This is a genomic window from Rhizobium tropici CIAT 899 (assembly GCF_000330885.1).
Taxonomy (GTDB): Bacteria; Pseudomonadota; Alphaproteobacteria; order Rhizobiales; family Rhizobiaceae; genus Rhizobium; species Rhizobium tropici.
Genome location: NC_020062.1, coordinates 1,897,178 through 1,913,738, shown reverse-complemented (window position 1 = coordinate 1,913,738; position 16,561 = coordinate 1,897,178). Strand labels below are relative to the sequence as shown.

Below are 16,561 nucleotides of genomic sequence, written 5' to 3'. Positions count from 1 at the left end.
CATGCAGTCCCGCCGGACGCTGCGGTGGCCGGCTCGGGGGTGGCATCCAAGCCGGTAGTTAAAACCATATCAGCTACCAGAGGTTTATTTAACCTGCCCGAATGGATGGCTGGAGGCTTCGGCGGGCGGGGAGAGTCCGGCAACCGATCTGCAACGGCGGGATCATTCATGCCTCGTATTCGCTTATGTAGCCTCATGGCCGGTCTATTTTCGCCGGTGGCGCGTCCGCAGAAGGTATAGAAGCATCCTGGCTCGTTCGAAATAGCCGGGTGGCGAAGGTGCGTTACTGTCACCACATGATGGAGCCTGACGAGCCTCGCCGCCGGAACCGGTCGGTACGGCATCGCCGGCAATCTTATACCCTGCAGGATCCTGTCGCTCGGACGTGAGATGACGCATGTCGGCAAACGCCCCGGGATATGGCGTGGCCATCTCGTCTGGCCGGACGGTATGGCTTTTGAGAATAGGGAAAGCCCACCCCGTGAGTGCCAAAGCGCCGATAAAAATAGGAACGGGAAAAGCATAGCGGAGCAACATCGGGGAATCCAGATTGTTGCCAAGCCACTAGAAGCCGAAGATTGCGTCGGCATTACAAATGCTCGGCCGGACCGAGCTGCAGGCGCAAGGGGATCGCAACTCATTAATCCCGAAGCAATCGGTTGTGATCCCGGATTAGCCTCTACGCGATGTCAGGCCAGGCATCAGGCGGTGTCTTTCTTGCCGAACCAGAAGTCGAGCTCGCGTATGCGGCGTTTGTCATAGGGCTGATCCGGCGATTTGATCTGCCAGCTGTCATCATCGGCAAGACCGGTCCACTTGGGCGCGCCGCCCTGTCTTTGGACGGATTGCCGCCAACGATACTGGGCATAGATTTCCATGATCTTGCCAGCATATTGGCTGGCAAGATCGCCGTTGCCGGTGATGATTACCAGGTTCTCGTCGTTCACGCCGCTCGCCTTCGGACCCATATTGTGGGAGCCGGTCATGACAACGGGATTGGGACCATATGGATCGACGATGACCACCTTGCTGTGGACCATGGCATGGGCCGTCGGCAGCTTCAGAACTTCCTTCTGCCAATAGGCAAAACGGCCGGGGATAGCGGCGGGCAGGACGACGTCGGCATTGGCGTCGATCCTCTCGCCTCTGTTGAACAGCACGACCGGGTTCTTTGCTGTGCCGGGATTCTGGTTGACCACACCCTGGATGTAGAGATCGGGCTTGAATGAAGGGCTCGACGGAGAGGCAAGCTCGATGATGTCGTTGAGAAGCGTACCGCGAGGACCCGGATTGAACATGGCGAACAGGATGCCCTGCTGGGCGCCGCGGATCAGCTCGCCTGCCTGTTCGAGGTCGAGTCCTTCGCGCATGGGCGTGAACCAGACCGTCGTGTTCTTGGCCTTGGGCGTCGTTCTGGGCTCCGCATTGCTTTGATAGAGGGCGGGCGGGGAATCGTTGCCGTCGGCGGCAAGCGTTTTCCACTGGTCGAGATAGAATTGCGCGACAGCCGGGTTGTCGATCAGAAGCGCATTGTTGGCCTGGGTGCAAAGGCCGGTCATCGTCCAGTTGGTGCTGCCGGTCCATACGGCCTGCGGCGATTTATCGGCGCCGCAGATGACCAGGAATTTATTGTGCGCCAGCGCCCGCGGCGCGCTCATGCGATCCCTGACATCGCAGGAAGACAGGTCGGATCGGGCGTCTTCGTTTTCGTCCTCGCCCTTTTTCTTGACGCTGCCATTGCCCAGCACGATATGGGCGCGTTTCTTGAACCCCTGCAGCAGCGGAATGAGTTCGGGATCGTCGAGCTCGAACAGGGCGGCATAGATATGGCCGCCATTCGACCTGATATCATTGAGGAGCGAGACCAGCTTGTCGCGGATTGGCCCTGCAAGGAATTGACGGATCGGGTCTTCCGGGTTGGCAATTGCCTTCTTGAGTTTGGTGGTGGGGGCCTCTTCGGGCAATAGGCGGGCAAGCCATTGGCTGGCGACGATGCCTCGGTTGAAATAGCAGCTGACGTGGCCGCTGGTTTCGGCCCCGATCTGCATGGCATCGCTCCAGTCCGATGCATGATCGGCCGATTCCTGCAGTGCCGTCTCGGGGCCGACCATGGCGGAGACCCGGTAGGCGACGACATCGCCCGGATTGACGGCGAAATCGGACCAGAGGTACTTCTGGATCGGCCATTCCGTCGTCGGCTTGCGCGTGCCTTCCTCCACGGCCGGCCCATCGGCAAAGCCGACCCAGCTTGCGACGATCTCCTCATGAAAGCCATCGGCATCGACATCGGAGACCGTATTCGGGCTTTGCGGGCTTCCGGCCGCCCGCTTGATCTTCCGCCGCAGGGCAAAGCCACGGCATTGGTCGATGAAGTCGCTGCGCCAGGCGATAAGAGCACTATCGACACCGGGATGCACGATCAGATTTATGTTCATTATCCCTCTCCCCTGGATGGTTGCTTCTGTTCCTCTCACTGCGGCGTAGCGGATTTGCGCCGATACCTGACCGCGAAGCCTTAATCGGGCGCGTCTGGTCGTCTGGCCAGTTGCGTGGCTTTATCCCACTTTGCGTTACGGCCGTGACGATCTCATGAATTGCTCTGCGCGTCTTAAGGGCGGCGCAATGCCATCCTGATTTAGCAGTCTTTGGAGCAGCTGTGAAATTCGTGATCCATAGTCGCCTATGAAAATTTCGCTCGAAGTCGAAATGTGATCTTGCGTCTCGAAGCAAGTGGGGCAAGACTTCTGGAACCCCCTTGCGCCGGTGCGGCGCGGCGCGAAAAATTTCGGCAGACTGTATGAGAGCACCCAAAAGAATCGGCATTCTGGACGTCGCCCGGTTGGCCGGCGTGTCGGCTACGACCGTATCGCGCGTCCTGAATGGTCAGGTCGACAGCCGCATCAGCCTGGAGACGCAGGATCGTGTCAGGGCGGCGGCAAGCAGCCTCGGCTACGTCGTCAACCGTCTGGCAACGTCGCTCAGAACACACAGGACCGGTGTGTTCGGGGCGATCGTCAACAGCCTGTCGGGTCATTATCAGCCGCATCTGACAAGCCGCCTTCAAATCGTGGCACAGCTTCGGGGCGTGGAACTGCTGGTCGCGCAAGCCAAGACGGAGGCCGGCGAAATCGCCGGCCAGTTGCGCTTGTTTCAACAGGATTTCTTCGACGGCGTCATTATGGTGAGCGACCTCGCGGGCCAGCAGGCGCTCTGCGATCACCTTGATCTCATAGGTAAGGCGCATGTGACGCTCGGTGCGGGGCTGACGGGTCCGCTTCCTGCGGTTCTAACCGATGATCGGCTTGGCATCAGACTGCTGCTTGATCACCTTATGGAGCTCGGGCACCGCCGCATTTCCTTCGTCTACCGCGTCAGCCGCAGCGCGCTTCGCGATCGGATGTCGATTTTCCAGGACGCGGTTGCCGGCAGTGCCGGCTTGATCGCCGGTGATATCATCTCCTTTGAGAAGGGCGAGCACGACCGCAAGTTCCTTGCCGATCTCCTGGCATCGCCGGAACGCCCGACGGCTCTGATCTGCGGCAGTGACGGCATTGCCATCGAAGTTGTCGCCTTCCTGCGCGATCTCGGCCTGCAGATCCCCACGGATATTTCCGTCGTCGGCTATGACAACGTGCCCGACACTGCCTATTGGGCGCCACCGCTGACGACGGTCGCACAGCCGACGGATGCGCTATGCGAAGCCTCGCTCGATCTTCTGGTTGAGCTTTCGAACCTTCCGATGGACGCACGCGTTGCAAAGCGTCCCATACGGTTCGTTACCCCCGAACTTGTCATACGTGCGTCATCGAGCTCGCCTAGTTTGCGGCCACTTTCCCTTGCGTAAAAGAAAAGACGATCTTGAACGCAAGCGGTCGTATTTCATATGCGCAAACGTTTGTGCAGCGGTGTATAAATTGCTTTAACAGGAAGTGTGCCGATGTCCGATTACCTGCCCAGCGGCTTCAACAGCCCGGTTACCCGCCGCATAACCCTTCTGATGGGAGCCGCGGCCGGCCTCTCGGCTTTTGTCCCGGCGTTGTCGGCCTCGGCTGATGAGAGCACCGACAAAAGGCCTGAGTTGCGCATCGCCGTTCAGATGAATCCGGTCTCGCAGGAGCCCGTCGACGCCGCCAGCAATGTCGCCTTTCGCAATAACTTTTCCATTCACGAGACAGTGCTTGCGCTCGACATGCGCGGCGATTTTTCGGTCAAGCCCAATCTCGCGAAGTCCTGGACCTGGATTTCGCCGACCGTGCTCGAAATGAAGCTGCGCCCCGGCGTGATCTTCCATGATGGCCGCGAGATGACCGCTGATGACGTCGCCTTCTCCTTCGGGCCTGAGCGACTTTTGAACAAGGACGCGCCGGGCTATCCCACCTATCGCACGAATTTCACCAGCCTCGATCATGTCGAAGTTGTGGATTCGCTGACGGTCCGCTTCGTCACCAAGTTCCAGGACCCGATCTTCCTGCAGCGCCTCGCATCTTACGCGGCCGTCGTCATCAGCAAGGATGCCTGGCAGAAAAACGGCGGCAACTGGACGACCTGGCGGCAGAAGCCGGTCGGCGCCGGCCCCTACAAGGTCGAAAGCTATACGGTTAATGAGAGCGTCGTGCTGGCCGCCCATGATCAGGCCTATCGCGGTAAACCGGCCGCCAAGCGCGTGACCTTGCGCATCGTGCCCGAGGTTTCCTCGCGCATTGCCGGTCTGCTGGCCGGCGACTATGACATTGCGACGGACCTGCCGCCGGATCAGCTCTCGGTCGTCACAGCGAGCACCGATCACGAGATCGTCGGTGGCCCGGTGCCGAACAACCGCATCCTGTTCTTCGACAAGAACAATCCGGCGTTGAAGGACCCGCGCGTTCGCCAGGCACTCATCCTCGCCATCGATCGCCAGGCGATCGTCGACACGATCTGGAACGGTCGCACCAGAGTGCCGAACGGCCTGCAGTTCGAGCTCTACGGGCCGGTGTATCTCAAGGACTATCCCGCCTACAAATATGATCCGGACCAGGCCATGCAACTCCTGAAGGATGCCGGCTACAACGGCGAGGAAATCGAGATCCGTTCGCAGAACAATTACTACACGGCGGAAAACCCGGTCACGCAGGCCGTTGTCGCCATGTGGCAGGCTGTCGGTGTCAATGCCAAGATGAAGTTCGTGGAATCGGGTAAGCTGTTTGAGGCCTCGCCGACCCGCGCGACCGGCAACTGGTCGAGCACCGGCCAGGTCCCCGACCCCTATATCTCTTTCTTCACGCAGTTCAGCTCGGCCGGCAATCTGAGCTCGTTCAAAATCTGGCAGAATGCCGATTTCGATGCCCTCGGCGCCAAGATGGAGCAGGCAGTCGATCCGGCCGACCGCGCCAAGATCTTCCGCGACATGCTGCATCTGATCGAGTGGGAAGATCCGGGCGTCACCGTCCTCCATCAGAACGCTGTCTTCTTCGGTATCCGCAAGGGCATCAAGTGGCAGCCTCTGCCGGCCTTCCAGATGGATCTCGGCGCCGGCAGCCTTGCCTTCGAAGAGCAGAAGAGCTGAGCTGCTTCGCGATGGGCGTTCCCGTTCTTTCCGTCGACAATCTGAGTGTCTCGTTCAGAACGGGCGCCGGGCGGTTTCATCCGGTCAACAACGTGTCTTTCGACCTTGCCGAGGGCGAGATCCTCGGCATTGTCGGCGAGAGCGGATCGGGAAAGAGCCTCACCTGCCTGGCGCTTGCGGGTCTTCTCGGGCCGAGCGCCAGCGCCACGGGCTATATCTCCTTCCAGGATGCGATGTATGACGCAGCCGAGTTCGGCCCGCGGTCGCGGGTAAAGCTGCCGCCCATCGGGCTGATCTTTCAGGAGCCCGTCTCCTGCCTCGATCCGGTGCGCACGATCGGCTCACAGATCGCCGAGGCGGCTGTCAGCGCCGGCATGTCCGCAAAGGAAGCCAGGGATGAAGCGCTCCGGCTTCTGGCGGAAGTCGCCATTCCGCAACCCGAGACGCGTTACAATGCCTATCCCGCGCAATTTTCCGGCGGCATGTGCCAGCGCGTGATGATTGCCACGGCGCTTGCCATGCAGCCGCGATTGATCATTGCCGACGAGCCGACGACAGCGCTGGATGTCACCGTGCAGGCGCAGGTCGTCGCTCTCCTGGTCAAGGCGGTGCGTGAGCGCGGCATCCCCATGATCTTCATCAGCCACGATCTCGATCTCGTCTCGGAGGTTTGCGACCGTATCGCGGTCATGTATGCGGGGTCGCTGGTCGAGATCAATCGCACAGACGATCTCTACGACAATCCGCGCCATCCCTATACGCGGCTGTTGCTCGAGGCGATGCCTGGACGGGGTAGGCCGCTGGAAAGGCTCGCGGACATCCCCGGCGAACTGAAATTGCATGATGACCTGCCGCAGGCCTGCGCCTTCGCGCCTCGTTGTCCACGCGCCGAGCCGAGTTGCGCGACGACGGTCCCGCCATTGATTGCCGGTGCGGCGGCACTTGCCTGCTTCAATCCATGGAGCTCCCATAATGCCTGACAAGCAGATGCCACCCGATGCGCAGATTGCTGGTGCGGCACTTGCCGCCCGCGATCTGCAGTTTTCCTATGCGCCGGGCTTTTCCCTTTGGCGCGGACGCGCCAGGGGATTTCATGCCATCAAGGATGTGAGCCTGGAATTGAAGCCCGGCGAAACACTGGGTCTCGTCGGTGAGTCCGGTTGTGGCAAGTCCACGCTTGCCTCGCTGCTCTGCGGCGATCGTGAGCCGACATCAGGCGAAATCACGCTGTTCGGTCAGCCTTTCAAACACCTGATGAGGCCGAACCGGCGTGGTCTGGCAAAACATCTGCAAGTCATCTCGCAGGATACGATGGGCGCGCTCGATCCGCGCCGAAGCGTCGGTCATCAGATGGTGGAAACGCTCACGATCCACGGCATAGGCTATCCGGCAAGCCGACTCGATCGCGCGGCAGAGGTTTTCAAGGCCGTCAGCCTGCCGGTCTCTGTCTTGCAGAAATTTCCGCATCAGCTCTCCGGCGGCCAGCGTCAGCGCGTCGCCATCGCCCGTGCCCTCGTGGTCGAACCGCAAATTCTGCTGTGCGACGAGCCAGTCTCGGCGCTCGACGTTTCCGTGCAGGCGCAGGTGCTGAACCTCCTGCTCGAATTGCAGCGGGCACGCGGCCTGTCGCTGCTCTTCATCAGCCACGACGTGCGGGTGGTCCGACATGTCTCGCATCGCGTCGCGATCATGGAGGCAGGCCAGATCGTGGAAACCGGCCCGACCGAGGAAGTCTTCGCAAACCCGGTCCACCCCTATACCGCAAAACTCCTGTCGGCCGTTCCTCGCGGTCGGCGCAGCAGAGCGCGGCAGGCAGCGGCGATACTCGAAACGCTCTGAAGGAACAGGCAATGCTTCAATCCATCCTGCGGGCGTTTCTGCGAGCACTCGTGACCCTGTTCCTGGCGATGACCTTCACCTTCGTCATCCTGCGCGTCAGCGGCGATCCCTTGCATTCCCTGTTGCCGATCGAGACGCCGCCGGAAGTGGTGGCGCTGATGCGGCAGCAATGGGGTCTCGATCAGCCGCTCTACATCCAGTATTTCGCCTATCTCGGCCACCTTCTGCGCGGTGACTTCGGAACGTCGCTGCTGAACGGGCAGGATGCTCTGACGCTGGTTCTGTCGAAAGTCCCAGCCACGCTGGAATTGATGGGCGCCGCCCTGATATTGGCGTTCGGCGCCGGCGTGCCCTTCGGCATTCTGGCTGCACGCAACCGCGGCGGCTTGATCGATCGCTTTGTCATGGCGCTTGCGGTGCTGATGCATTCGCTGCCGAATTTCCTGATCGCCATCCTGCTCATCCAGCTTTTTGCCGTCTCCTTGCGGATCTTGCCGAGCGGTGGGGGATCGACGATGGCGCATCTCGTCATGCCCGTTCTGGTCATTGGTCTTTACAATGCCGGCATCATCGCCCGCTTCGTCCGCTCGAGCGTACTGGAAGTGCTAGGGCAGCGCTTCATATTGGCAGCGCGCGCCAAGCGCATCGGCGAAAGTGCTCTTCTGTGGCGGCATATCATGCCGAATGCCGCGTTGCCGCTTCTGACCATGCTCGGCTTCCTTGTTGGTGGCATGATCGGCGGCGCGGCCGTGGTCGAGAGCGTCTACGCCTGGCCGGGTGTCGGCCGCTTTCTCGTCTCCTCCGTTGCGCAGCGCGATCTGAACATCGTGCAGACCATCGTGCTGCTCATTACTGCGACGATGGTGACGGCCAATCTCCTTATCGATTGTCTCTATATTCTTGCCGATCCGCGTCTGCGGCATCGCGCATCGGCTTGATTGGCCGCTCGAAAGGTAAAAGCCATGGCGAATGCAGCGACGGGCGCCGATGCTCCCCCGAAGACCAGATCGGAGCGATCTTTTCGGCCCAGGCTTCGGTTCGATCTGATGACGGCCATATGCGCCATTATCCTTGTGGCCTTCATCATAGTCGCGCTCCTTGCAAATGTGCTTGCGCCTCATGGTTTTGCACAGATCGATCTTCATGCTCGCAAGGCGCCGCCGATCCTGTTTGGCGGCTCCTTCAAGCATATTCTCGGCACGGACGAGCTTGGCCGGGATATTCTGAGTCGCATCTTCTATGGCTTGCGTACCAGCCTGCTGATCGCGCTCGGCGCATCTGCGATCAGCCTGACGCTCGGCACCGTGCTGGGGCTGCTTGCCGCTTTCGGCCGAGGATTTGCCGATATGCTGATCCGCGTCGCCGTCGATTTTCAGGCATCGATGCCGTTCCTCATCATCGCGCTCGCCGTCCTCGCCTTCTTTGGCGACAATCTCTGGCTGTTCATGGCATTGCTCGGCCTCTATGGCTGGGAGCGCTACGCGCGGCTGGTGCGCGCCATGGCCGGGCTGGAGTTGGAGCGAGGCTATGTCGCGGCGTTGAGACGAAATGGTGCGGGAACGGGGCGCATCGCCTTCCTGCACGTGTTGCCCAATATCCTCTCCGTCGTCCTCGTCAACCTGACGATCGTCCTGCCGGAAATCCTGCTGCAGGAATCGGCGCTGAGCTTTTTGGGCCTCGGCATCCAGCCGCCGCTCGTCAGCCTCGGCAGCATGGTCGGTGCAGGCCGTGACTATGTGATGACCGAGTGGTGGATCGCAATCCTGCCGGGCATCGTGATCTTCATCCTGTCCCTGTCGATCAGCCTGATCGGCGATTATCTGCGCGACGTTCTCGACCCGACACTTCACTAGGTTGCTCCCGTAGAAAACCGACCCCAAGGAGACTTGCATTGCCTTTGCCCCTGCACGCTGCCCGTCATGGCTCGCTCCGCATTGCCGCTCACCGCGGCTTCAGCCGACGCTTCCCGGAAAACACCATTCTCGCTTTCCAGGAGGGTGTGAACGCAGGCGCCAACGAGTGCGAAATCGACCTCATGCTGACCCGCGACGACCAGATCGTAGTGATCCACGACAGAACGCTCAATCGCACGACCAACGGCTTCGGCTTCGTTGCCGATCATGATCTCCAGGACATTCTTTCGCTCGATGCCGGTGCGAAATTCGACCCGCGTTTCGCCGCGACCCCTGTGCCGACGCTTGTCAATACGCTGTTGTGGGCCAAGCAAACGGATACCCGTCTCGCAATCGAGATGAAGGAGCCCGAACGTCCCGATCGCCTCATCGATCTCATGATCGCGACACTGCGGGAGCTCGATGCTTTTGAGCATGTCGCCATATCCTCCTTCGACCATCTTGACCTGTTGCGCGTGAAGGAGCTCGAGCCGCGCCTGCAGACGGAAGCGATCCTACACCATCGTCCGGTAGATGTGGTGGCTTCGATGCGCGCCGGCGGCATCGACGGCGTCTCGCTGGAACTGAACCGCTTTCATCGCGCCGATGCCGAAGCGCTGCAGGAAGCCGGCATTGCCGTGCGTCTGAGCCTACCGGTGCCGGAAAAGCTTGCCATGTTCTGGCAGGGCGGACGGGATCTGCTTCCCATGATCCGAAGCTGCATCCGCGACCGGCTAATCGATGCTCTTATCGGCGACGACGTGGATTTCCTCCGCATGCTGGGCGCGAGCGCCTGAGAAGAGAGCATCGAAGGCGAATGGCGTCGTCGCAGGGCGGGTAGTCTTCTACTGCTTCCCGATCCGGCATATCACGGTGCCGTTTCCCCGCCTTGGGCCACCATAGAATCTACGCCAGTATCATATTATGACATTGGTGGGATTAGCGCCATTTTAAACTCTTCTGGGATGGTCTTGATCCCGATCGGCCTTCCGCTGAGCCGCAGATTGAGGGCGCATATGAGGTTCGCCCGCACGGAGCAATAATGCTCGACTCCCACAGAAATTCATATTATGTCATACGATATGGATCAATCTCGTGGGAGAGACGCTCCGTGTATGTAGGGACGCAGGTCGAGGCGCGGGATGATGACGACTACCGCGTTTTCGCCCAATTGGGGGTGAAACATATTTGCGCGGACCCGCCGGGAAAGCCGGAAAGCTGGACCCTTTCCGATCTTGAGCGCCTGCGCGACAAGGTCGAGAATTTCGGGCTGATTCTGGACATGATCCAGCTTCCCTTGCCGTCTCAGCCGATTGAGAAGGCGACCTATCCCGATATTCTGCTTGCCGGACCGGATCGCGATCGCCAGATCGATGCGGTCTGCAAGCTCATCGAAGATGTGGCGGCCGCGGGAATTCCTGCGGCAAAATACAACCTTAACCTCATCGGCATTCCCCGCACGCCGGAAGAACCCGGCCGCGGCGGTTCGCTGAATGCGAGCTTCCGCTGGGACAAGGCGGACCACCAGGCTGCCCCCGGCCTTGCCGGAGTGCTGTCGGAGGACGAGAATTGGGAGCGCATCGACTACTTCCTCGAGCGCGTCGTGCCTGTGGCGGAGAGCAATCGCGTCCGTCTCGCCTGCCACCCGCATGATCCCTATACGCCGCCGGGCTATCGCGGCGTTACTCGCGCCCTTGGCTCCGTCGAAGGTTTGAAGAAATTCGTGCTGATGCGGGAAAGCCCCTATCATGGGCTGAATTTCTGCCAGGGATCGGTCGGCGAGATGCTCGACAATCCGACGGAGGAGATCGACGACATCATTCGCTGGTTCGGCACGCGCGGCAAGCTTTTCAACGTCCATTTCCGCAACATTCGCGGCGGCAAGCTCTCCTTCATGGAGACCTTCCCGGATGAGGGCGACATGGACATGGTTCGTTCCGCGAAGGTCTACAAGGAGGTCGGCTATCAATACATGCTGATGCCCGATCATGTGCCGACCATCAGTGGCCGGGACCCGACCGGCGTCGCTTTCGCCTTCTGCTACGGCTACATCGCCGCCCTCGTTCAGTCGCTCGAAGGCGCCTGAGAGCCGTTGTCATACCAATCGACGATAGGATTCCAAGATGGACCCGATTGAACTGAAAAAGGCGGTTGGCAGCGGTCTGCTGTCCTTCCCGGTCACCCATTTCGATAGCGATCTCAAATTCGACGAGGCGAAATACCGCCGCCATGTCGAATGGCTGGCAGGCTATGATGCTGCAGCCCTTTTTGCAGCCGGCGGAACAGGTGAATTCTTCTCCCTCAATCCTGCCGAAATCCCGCAGGTTGTCCGCGCCGCGAAGGCATCTGCCGGCAATACGCCAATCATCTCCGGAGCAGGCTACGGCACGTCGCTCGCCGTCGAGATCGCCAAGTCGGCCGAAAAGGCTGGAGCCGATGGGGTGCTGCTTTTGCCGCCTTACCTCATGTCTTCGGAACAGGCAGGTCTCATCGCCCACGTCAAGGCGGTCTGCCAATCCGTGGGGATCGGGGTCATCATCTACAATCGGGACAATGCGGTGCTCAGCGCCGACAGCATCGCGCGGCTTGCCGACGAGTGCCCCAATCTCATCGGCTGCAAAGATGGGGTCGGCGATGTCGACAAGGTGATCGAGATCACCACGACCCTCAAGGACCGTCTCGTCTATGTCGGCGGCATGCCAACCCATGAAGTCTATGCCCAGGCCTATTTCGCTGCCGGTGTGACGACCTATTCTTCCGCCGTCTTCAACTTCATCCCTGCGCTGGCTCAGCGTTTTTACAGTGCTTTGCGGAGCGCAGACCAGGCAACGGTGGACGAAATCCTCACGGGCTTCTTCTTCCCCTTCGTCGCCCTGCGCAATCGGAAGAAAGGCTATGCGGTCTCGATCATCAAGGCCGGCTTGCACGTTCTCGGCAAAGATCCCGGCCCGGTGCGGCCACCATTGACTGATCTGACGCCGGAGGAGCTGTCAGCACTCGCTAAGATCATCGAGATGGCCAAGGCAGCTTAAACCGATAGCGCAATTCCAGGAAAAGTGCTCAGCGATTTTCCGTCTAGAAATGCGTGAAAGGAGAGAGCGGTTCAAAGTTTTGGTGAGCTGCATCCCCCGGTGAATAGTACGTTCCGGGCCGCTCGATCGTTATTCCGTGGCCCTCGCCGGTGAGATGGTCACACAATAACGATGGCCAAGGCTCAGTCACCATCGTGAACTTCACAGGCTTTCACATCCCGTAACGATGCTTGTCACCTTGGCAAGAAACCCGCGCCGAAGCGGAACTGCTGCCATAAAGCTGCCGTTCTATCGCCAACACGTCGCCGCGCTATGACCCCATAGAAACCGTTTGACGGCCACATTGCCGCCGGATCGTTCCTGAAACCTAACCGGCGGTGATATCGAAACGATATGTCACCCCTAGCTCTACGCCGTCAAAGAGGTGTTCCCCCGCACGACTGAAGAGGAATTGAGATGATTGTTCGTCATATCCCCGCTGCATCGCTGACCGCCGCAGTCTTGAGCTTGATGGTTCTCGGCAACCAGGCCTTTGCGCAGCAAGCAACGCAGGAGCAGCCACCTGCGCAAGTGCAGCAGCCCGACAGCAATGCAGCGGCTGCACCCGTCAGCGACCAGAAGATAGAGGCCTTTGCGGTTGCCTATCTCCAGGTGGACAAGATCAGGCAGGAATACTCGGCCAAGATCGGCGCAACGCAGGATCCAACCGCGAAGCAACAGCTCCAGACCGAGGCAAGCAAGCAGATGGTGCAGGCCGTCCAGACCTCGCCGGGCATGTCGGTGAACGAATATAACGCAATTCTGACGGCCGCAAAGAGTGATCCTGTGCTTGTGAAGAAAGTCCAGGACAAGATCCAGAAAGCCGAGCCTGCACAGCAATAGGCGGCGCGCGATCTCCAGGTAAGTTGATCTCATGCCGCCGCCGCGCCAAGAGCTTCGATCTTGGCGCGGCGGCGGGCATTCTTTACACAATCGTTTGAAAGCGGTCGGTGCGGCTTACCGGGCCGTTGCTTTCAGCGCGATCTCGTCGGAGAGCTTCAGCAGCATAGTGGTAGCTGAATAAATCACGACGGATTTCCAGGCGAAGTTGAGGTGAGCAGCCAGGACTATGCTGCGTTCGCAATCGCCGCTGCGAAGTCACGATAGCTGTGCAGCGGGCGGCCGAGGATGGTGGTCAGCCGTTCGATGTCGCCGATCTCGGGGATCATGCCGTCGCTGACATAGCGTTCCGCCATCAGGCGCATCTCATAAGCGGTCCACTTCGGCATGAAGCTCGCCATGTTCTCTTCGAACCCGCTGGGATCGTCGCCGCCGTAAACAACCGGCCGGCCGAGCAAGTCCGACCAGATCTTGGCCATATCCGGGCCGGTCAGCGTGTCGGGTCCGACCAGATTGATCGTCTCGATCGGCAGCTTGCCGGGAGCCTGGTCGCGGCGGATCAGCTCGATGGCGGCGACCTCGGCGATATCGCGGGCGTCCACCATGGCAACACCCTTGCTGCCGATCGGCATCGGATAGACGCCGTGATTGAGGATCACGTCCTTGATCATCAGCTCATTGTCGATGAAGTAGGTCGGGCGCAGGATGGTGGCGCTGAAGCCCATCTGCACGAGCATGCGCTCGGCGCCGAACTTGACGGCGAAATGCGGCACGTTCACCGCGCGATCGGCTTCGAACACAGAGAGATAGACGACCCGTTCGACGCCTTCCTCGCGGGCGATGTTGAGCGTGATGATCGCCTGGGCGAACTCATCGCCGGTAACGGCATTCAGAAGGAACAGCGTGCTGACGCCATCGAAGGCGCTGCGCAGGGCATCGATGTCGAGGAGGTCGCCTTGGGCAACTTCGACGCCGGCCGGGACATTGGCCTTCGAGGGATCGCGGGTCAGCACGCGGACCTTTGCGCCGCGCTTGACGAGTTGATCGACGACATGGTGGCCGACACGGCCGGTGGCGCCTGTAACGAGAATGGTCATTGTGGTTACTCCGGTTGGGGTGTTCAGTTGACAGTCATCAATTTAATGATCCAAATTGGCCCCGATAGACGCCACATTTGGACTCACTGTCTCACTGGTGAAACACATGGACCTGCTCGCTCTCGCCGATTTCAATCTGGTCGCCCGTCATGGCGGGTTCGGAAGGGCCGCTCGCGCAACAGGTCGTCCGAAGGCAACCTTGTCACGGCGCGTGGCCGAGCTGGAGGCAAGTCTCGACCTGCGCCTGTTCGAGCGCGGTGCACGGATGCTGAAGCTGACGGAGGAGGGGCGCGCACTCTTCGAGCGAACGGGCGCGCTGCTGACCGAGCTCGACGAAACGGCGAAGGCGATCGCTTCAGGTGGACATAGCCCCCGCGGTCGGTTGAGGATCAGCGCGCCCTTGCTGTTCTCGCAGACGGCGTTGGGAAAGCTTGCAGCAGGATTCGTCCGGAAATATCCCGAAGTTCAGCTCGAGATCACGACGGAAGACCGGGCCGTCGACATGATCGAGGAAGCCTATGATGTGGTCATTCGCGTGAATCCGGAGCCGGATGAAAGCCTTGTCGGCCGCGTCTTCCTGCATGATCGGCTTGTTGTCGTGGCAAGTCCCGACCTGCCGCGTCCAGCAGGCCGCAATGCTGTTCCCGCCGTCAGCCGTGGAGCGATGGCCCAGGCTGAATCGTGGGAGGTCACGACTTCAGCGGGAAAATTTCGCCTTGTGGCAAGGCCGGTTCTGAGCGTCTCCTCCTTCATCATGGTTCGCGATGCCGTCCGCGCCGGCGTGGGCGCGGCGCGTCTACCCCTATCGCTCGCCATTCCGGATCTGGCCACTGGCAGGCTGGTGAGTTGGGGTGAGGTAGAAGGATTTCAGACCGCCCTTTGGGCGCTATACCCGACGCGGCGGCTGCTCAGTGCCCGCGTGTCTGCATTTCTGGACTATCTTAAGGAAGCTTTTCCTCGGGGAACGCCTGAGGAGCTTGCTGCCTATATGGAATGACGGGGCGATGTCACGGCAACGGCTTGTGAGGATGGGCTGCATAGACGCATGTGGATGAACACCTCGCTGGTCAGCGACAAGCGTCATCGCTTCCCACCCCAGATGATCGCCCACGCGGCCTGGTTCTACTTTCGGTTTCCGCTGAGCCTGCGTCTTGTGGAGGGGCATGGTAAACTTAACGGGTACAAGGCAGTCGTAGCCCGCTTGCGCTGTTGCGGTTCACGCTCGAGTGATTTTCGCCCACAGGTTCATCGCCGCTGAACGCAGTTCTCGATGATGGCTGGAGGGGATGTCGTGGCGGGGGATGTGGAACAGGTTTGCGATCGGATCATGGATGGAGACGAAGCACTGTAGATGTCGCCTAGCCTTGAAGCGTTTCATGACCCGCTCTCGTCGCCGGACTGGCTGGTGGGAATTCTCCGCCCGATTGTTCAAGCCTCTGTGGGAGCGATGCTCGACACCTGGCATGATCTCGCGCTTTGCAGCGTCGTAGGACCGAAGCTCGTCGGTGATCATCACTCGCGGCGTGCGCCCCTGGCTCTTCAACAGCTTGCGCATGAGACGCTTGGCCGCCTTGGTATTGCGACGACTTTGAACCAGAACGTCGAGGACGAAACCGTCCTCATCGACGGCTCGCCAGAGCCAGTGCTTCTTGCCGCCTATCGAAACGACGACCTCGTCGAGGTGCCACTTGCCGCCCAGCCGACCGGCTGAGCGGCAGCGGATCTCGCTCGCAAAGGCACGTCCGAATTTCTCGGCCCATAGCCGCACAGTCTGGTGCGAGACAATAATCCCACGCGCCGCCAGCATATCCTCGACCATCCGCAGACTGAGAGGAAAACGGAAATAGAGCCACACCGCGTGGGCGATTATCTCGCCAGGAAAGCGATGGCGGCGATAGAGTGGATCACGGTCTGTCATGGCCCGTCATCTCATGTCCAATTCCACATTCCGTTAAGTTGACGATGCGCCTTCGGCGCAGGCTCGGATCCGTCGAATATAGTCGACAGCTGCTATCCCTATGGCTCCATCCAGGTGCCGGGCGGAACAGAGCCGATCATCCTGCATCGCGATGCCGTCTCGGGCGGCGGCTATTTCATGCTGGGAACGGTGATCTCGGCCGACATGGATCTGATCGCCCAACTGCAGCCGCATATGCCGACGCAATTCGTGGAGGTCACTATGGATCAGGCATTGGCGGCGCGGGCGAACCGGCAGGATTGCTCGCGCGCCTTCGCGCTGCTCTGGCGTAAGGCATCAAGCGGATGGCTGCCTCTTCA

14 protein-coding genes and 2 pseudogenes are annotated in these 16,561 nt (G+C 60.3%); 13 read left to right on the top strand and 3 right to left on the bottom strand.

The features are described from left to right. Positions 1-701: 701 nt before the first annotated feature. On the bottom strand, positions 702-2,435 hold the full coding sequence (locus RTCIAT899_RS30855; RefSeq protein ID WP_015343775.1) for a phospholipase D-like domain-containing protein: 1,734 nt from the start codon (positions 2,433-2,435) through the stop codon (positions 702-704). Between the two features lie 362 nt (positions 2,436-2,797). Between RTCIAT899_RS30855 and RTCIAT899_RS30850 the strand changes: the two genes are divergently transcribed. The 10 genes from RTCIAT899_RS30850 (at position 2,798) to RTCIAT899_RS30805 (ending at position 13,190) form a co-directional block, all read left to right on the top strand. Further along, a complete protein-coding gene (locus tag RTCIAT899_RS30850) occupies positions 2,798-3,844 on the top strand; it encodes a LacI family DNA-binding transcriptional regulator (RefSeq protein WP_015343774.1) in 1,047 nt (348 codons plus the stop codon). Positions 3,845-3,937: 93 nt separating this feature from the next. After that, the gene (locus tag RTCIAT899_RS30845; RefSeq protein WP_015343773.1) at positions 3,938-5,545 is read left to right on the top strand and encodes an ABC transporter substrate-binding protein; all 1,608 of its coding nucleotides are present in this window, start codon (positions 3,938-3,940) and stop codon (positions 5,543-5,545) included. 11 nt (positions 5,546-5,556) lie between these two features. Further along, positions 5,557-6,525: an ABC transporter ATP-binding protein gene (locus tag RTCIAT899_RS30840; protein ID WP_015343772.1), complete on the top strand. Its 969-nt coding sequence runs from the start codon at positions 5,557-5,559 to the stop codon at positions 6,523-6,525. Next, positions 6,518-7,384 (top strand): ABC transporter ATP-binding protein, encoded by an 867-nt coding sequence (locus tag RTCIAT899_RS30835; RefSeq protein WP_015343771.1) that lies wholly within the window; start codon positions 6,518-6,520, stop codon positions 7,382-7,384. The genes RTCIAT899_RS30840 and RTCIAT899_RS30835 overlap by 8 nt, the downstream gene beginning before the upstream one ends. Positions 7,385-7,395: 11 nt before the next feature. After that, entirely contained in the window at positions 7,396-8,322 is a 927-nt protein-coding gene (locus tag RTCIAT899_RS30830; RefSeq protein WP_015343770.1) for an ABC transporter permease, read from the top strand. 24 nt (positions 8,323-8,346) lie between these two features. Continuing rightward, positions 8,347-9,237, top strand: a complete 891-nt coding sequence (locus RTCIAT899_RS30825) for an ABC transporter permease (protein ID WP_041678279.1) — start codon at positions 8,347-8,349, stop codon at positions 9,235-9,237. A gap of 38 nt (positions 9,238-9,275) precedes the next feature. Then, complete coding sequence (locus tag RTCIAT899_RS30820) at positions 9,276-10,073, top strand: glycerophosphodiester phosphodiesterase (protein WP_015343768.1); 798 nt, start codon at positions 9,276-9,278, stop codon at positions 10,071-10,073. Between the two features lie 314 nt (positions 10,074-10,387). Next, complete coding sequence (locus tag RTCIAT899_RS30815; RefSeq protein WP_015343767.1) at positions 10,388-11,362, top strand: mannonate dehydratase; 975 nt, start codon at positions 10,388-10,390, stop codon at positions 11,360-11,362. Between the two features lie 37 nt (positions 11,363-11,399). Continuing rightward, the gene (kdgD, locus tag RTCIAT899_RS30810) at positions 11,400-12,308 is read left to right on the top strand and encodes a 5-dehydro-4-deoxyglucarate dehydratase (protein WP_015343766.1); all 909 of its coding nucleotides are present in this window, start codon (positions 11,400-11,402) and stop codon (positions 12,306-12,308) included. Between the two features lie 456 nt (positions 12,309-12,764). Then, the gene (locus RTCIAT899_RS30805; RefSeq protein ID WP_015343765.1) at positions 12,765-13,190 is read left to right on the top strand and encodes a DUF4168 domain-containing protein; all 426 of its coding nucleotides are present in this window, start codon (positions 12,765-12,767) and stop codon (positions 13,188-13,190) included. A 224-nt stretch (positions 13,191-13,414) separates the two neighbouring features. On the opposite strand, the gene RTCIAT899_RS30800 is transcribed toward RTCIAT899_RS30805, so the two are convergent. Then, a complete protein-coding gene (locus tag RTCIAT899_RS30800; RefSeq protein ID WP_015343764.1) occupies positions 13,415-14,284 on the bottom strand; it encodes an SDR family oxidoreductase in 870 nt (289 codons plus the stop codon). Positions 14,285-14,390: 106 nt separating this feature from the next. On the opposite strand from RTCIAT899_RS30800, the gene RTCIAT899_RS30795 reads away from it, so the two are divergent. Together RTCIAT899_RS30795 and RTCIAT899_RS33425 are read left to right on the top strand one after the other, a co-directional pair. Continuing rightward, complete coding sequence (locus tag RTCIAT899_RS30795; protein ID WP_015343763.1) at positions 14,391-15,281, top strand: LysR family transcriptional regulator; 891 nt, start codon at positions 14,391-14,393, stop codon at positions 15,279-15,281. 54 nt (positions 15,282-15,335) lie between these two features. Next, positions 15,336-15,443, top strand: a pseudogene (locus RTCIAT899_RS33425) (IS6 family transposase); the annotation flags it as partial. A gap of 57 nt (positions 15,444-15,500) precedes the next feature. Here the strand turns inward: RTCIAT899_RS33425 and RTCIAT899_RS30790 are convergent. Next, a complete protein-coding gene (locus RTCIAT899_RS30790) occupies positions 15,501-16,202 on the bottom strand; it encodes an IS6 family transposase (protein ID WP_015343762.1) in 702 nt (233 codons plus the stop codon). A 51-nt stretch (positions 16,203-16,253) separates the two neighbouring features. Between RTCIAT899_RS30790 and RTCIAT899_RS30785 the strand changes: the two are divergent. Then, positions 16,254-16,534: pseudogene (locus RTCIAT899_RS30785) on the top strand (allophanate hydrolase); the annotation flags it as partial. Between the last annotated feature and the right edge of the window lie 27 nt (positions 16,535-16,561).

Coding starts and splice junctions, on each gene's coding strand:
- RTCIAT899_RS30800 (WP_015343764.1), bottom strand. CDS start 14,284: ATGACCATTCTCGTTACAGGCGCCACCGGCCGTGTCGGCCACCATGTC.
- RTCIAT899_RS30855 (WP_015343775.1), bottom strand. CDS start 2,435: ATGAACATAAATCTGATCGTGCATCCCGGTGTCGATAGTGCTCTTATC.
- kdgD (WP_015343766.1), top strand. CDS start 11,400: ATGGACCCGATTGAACTGAAAAAGGCGGTTGGCAGCGGTCTGCTGTCC.
- RTCIAT899_RS30790 (WP_015343762.1), bottom strand. CDS start 16,202: ATGACAGACCGTGATCCACTCTATCGCCGCCATCGCTTTCCTGGCGAG.
- RTCIAT899_RS30845 (WP_015343773.1), top strand. CDS start 3,938: ATGTCCGATTACCTGCCCAGCGGCTTCAACAGCCCGGTTACCCGCCGC.
- RTCIAT899_RS30850 (WP_015343774.1), top strand. CDS start 2,798: ATGAGAGCACCCAAAAGAATCGGCATTCTGGACGTCGCCCGGTTGGCC.
- RTCIAT899_RS30825 (WP_041678279.1), top strand. CDS start 8,347: ATGGCGAATGCAGCGACGGGCGCCGATGCTCCCCCGAAGACCAGATCG.
- RTCIAT899_RS30795 (WP_015343763.1), top strand. CDS start 14,391: ATGGACCTGCTCGCTCTCGCCGATTTCAATCTGGTCGCCCGTCATGGC.
- RTCIAT899_RS30840 (WP_015343772.1), top strand. CDS start 5,557: ATGGGCGTTCCCGTTCTTTCCGTCGACAATCTGAGTGTCTCGTTCAGA.
- RTCIAT899_RS30805 (WP_015343765.1), top strand. CDS start 12,765: ATGATTGTTCGTCATATCCCCGCTGCATCGCTGACCGCCGCAGTCTTG.
- RTCIAT899_RS30830 (WP_015343770.1), top strand. CDS start 7,396: ATGCTTCAATCCATCCTGCGGGCGTTTCTGCGAGCACTCGTGACCCTG.
- RTCIAT899_RS30835 (WP_015343771.1), top strand. CDS start 6,518: ATGCCTGACAAGCAGATGCCACCCGATGCGCAGATTGCTGGTGCGGCA.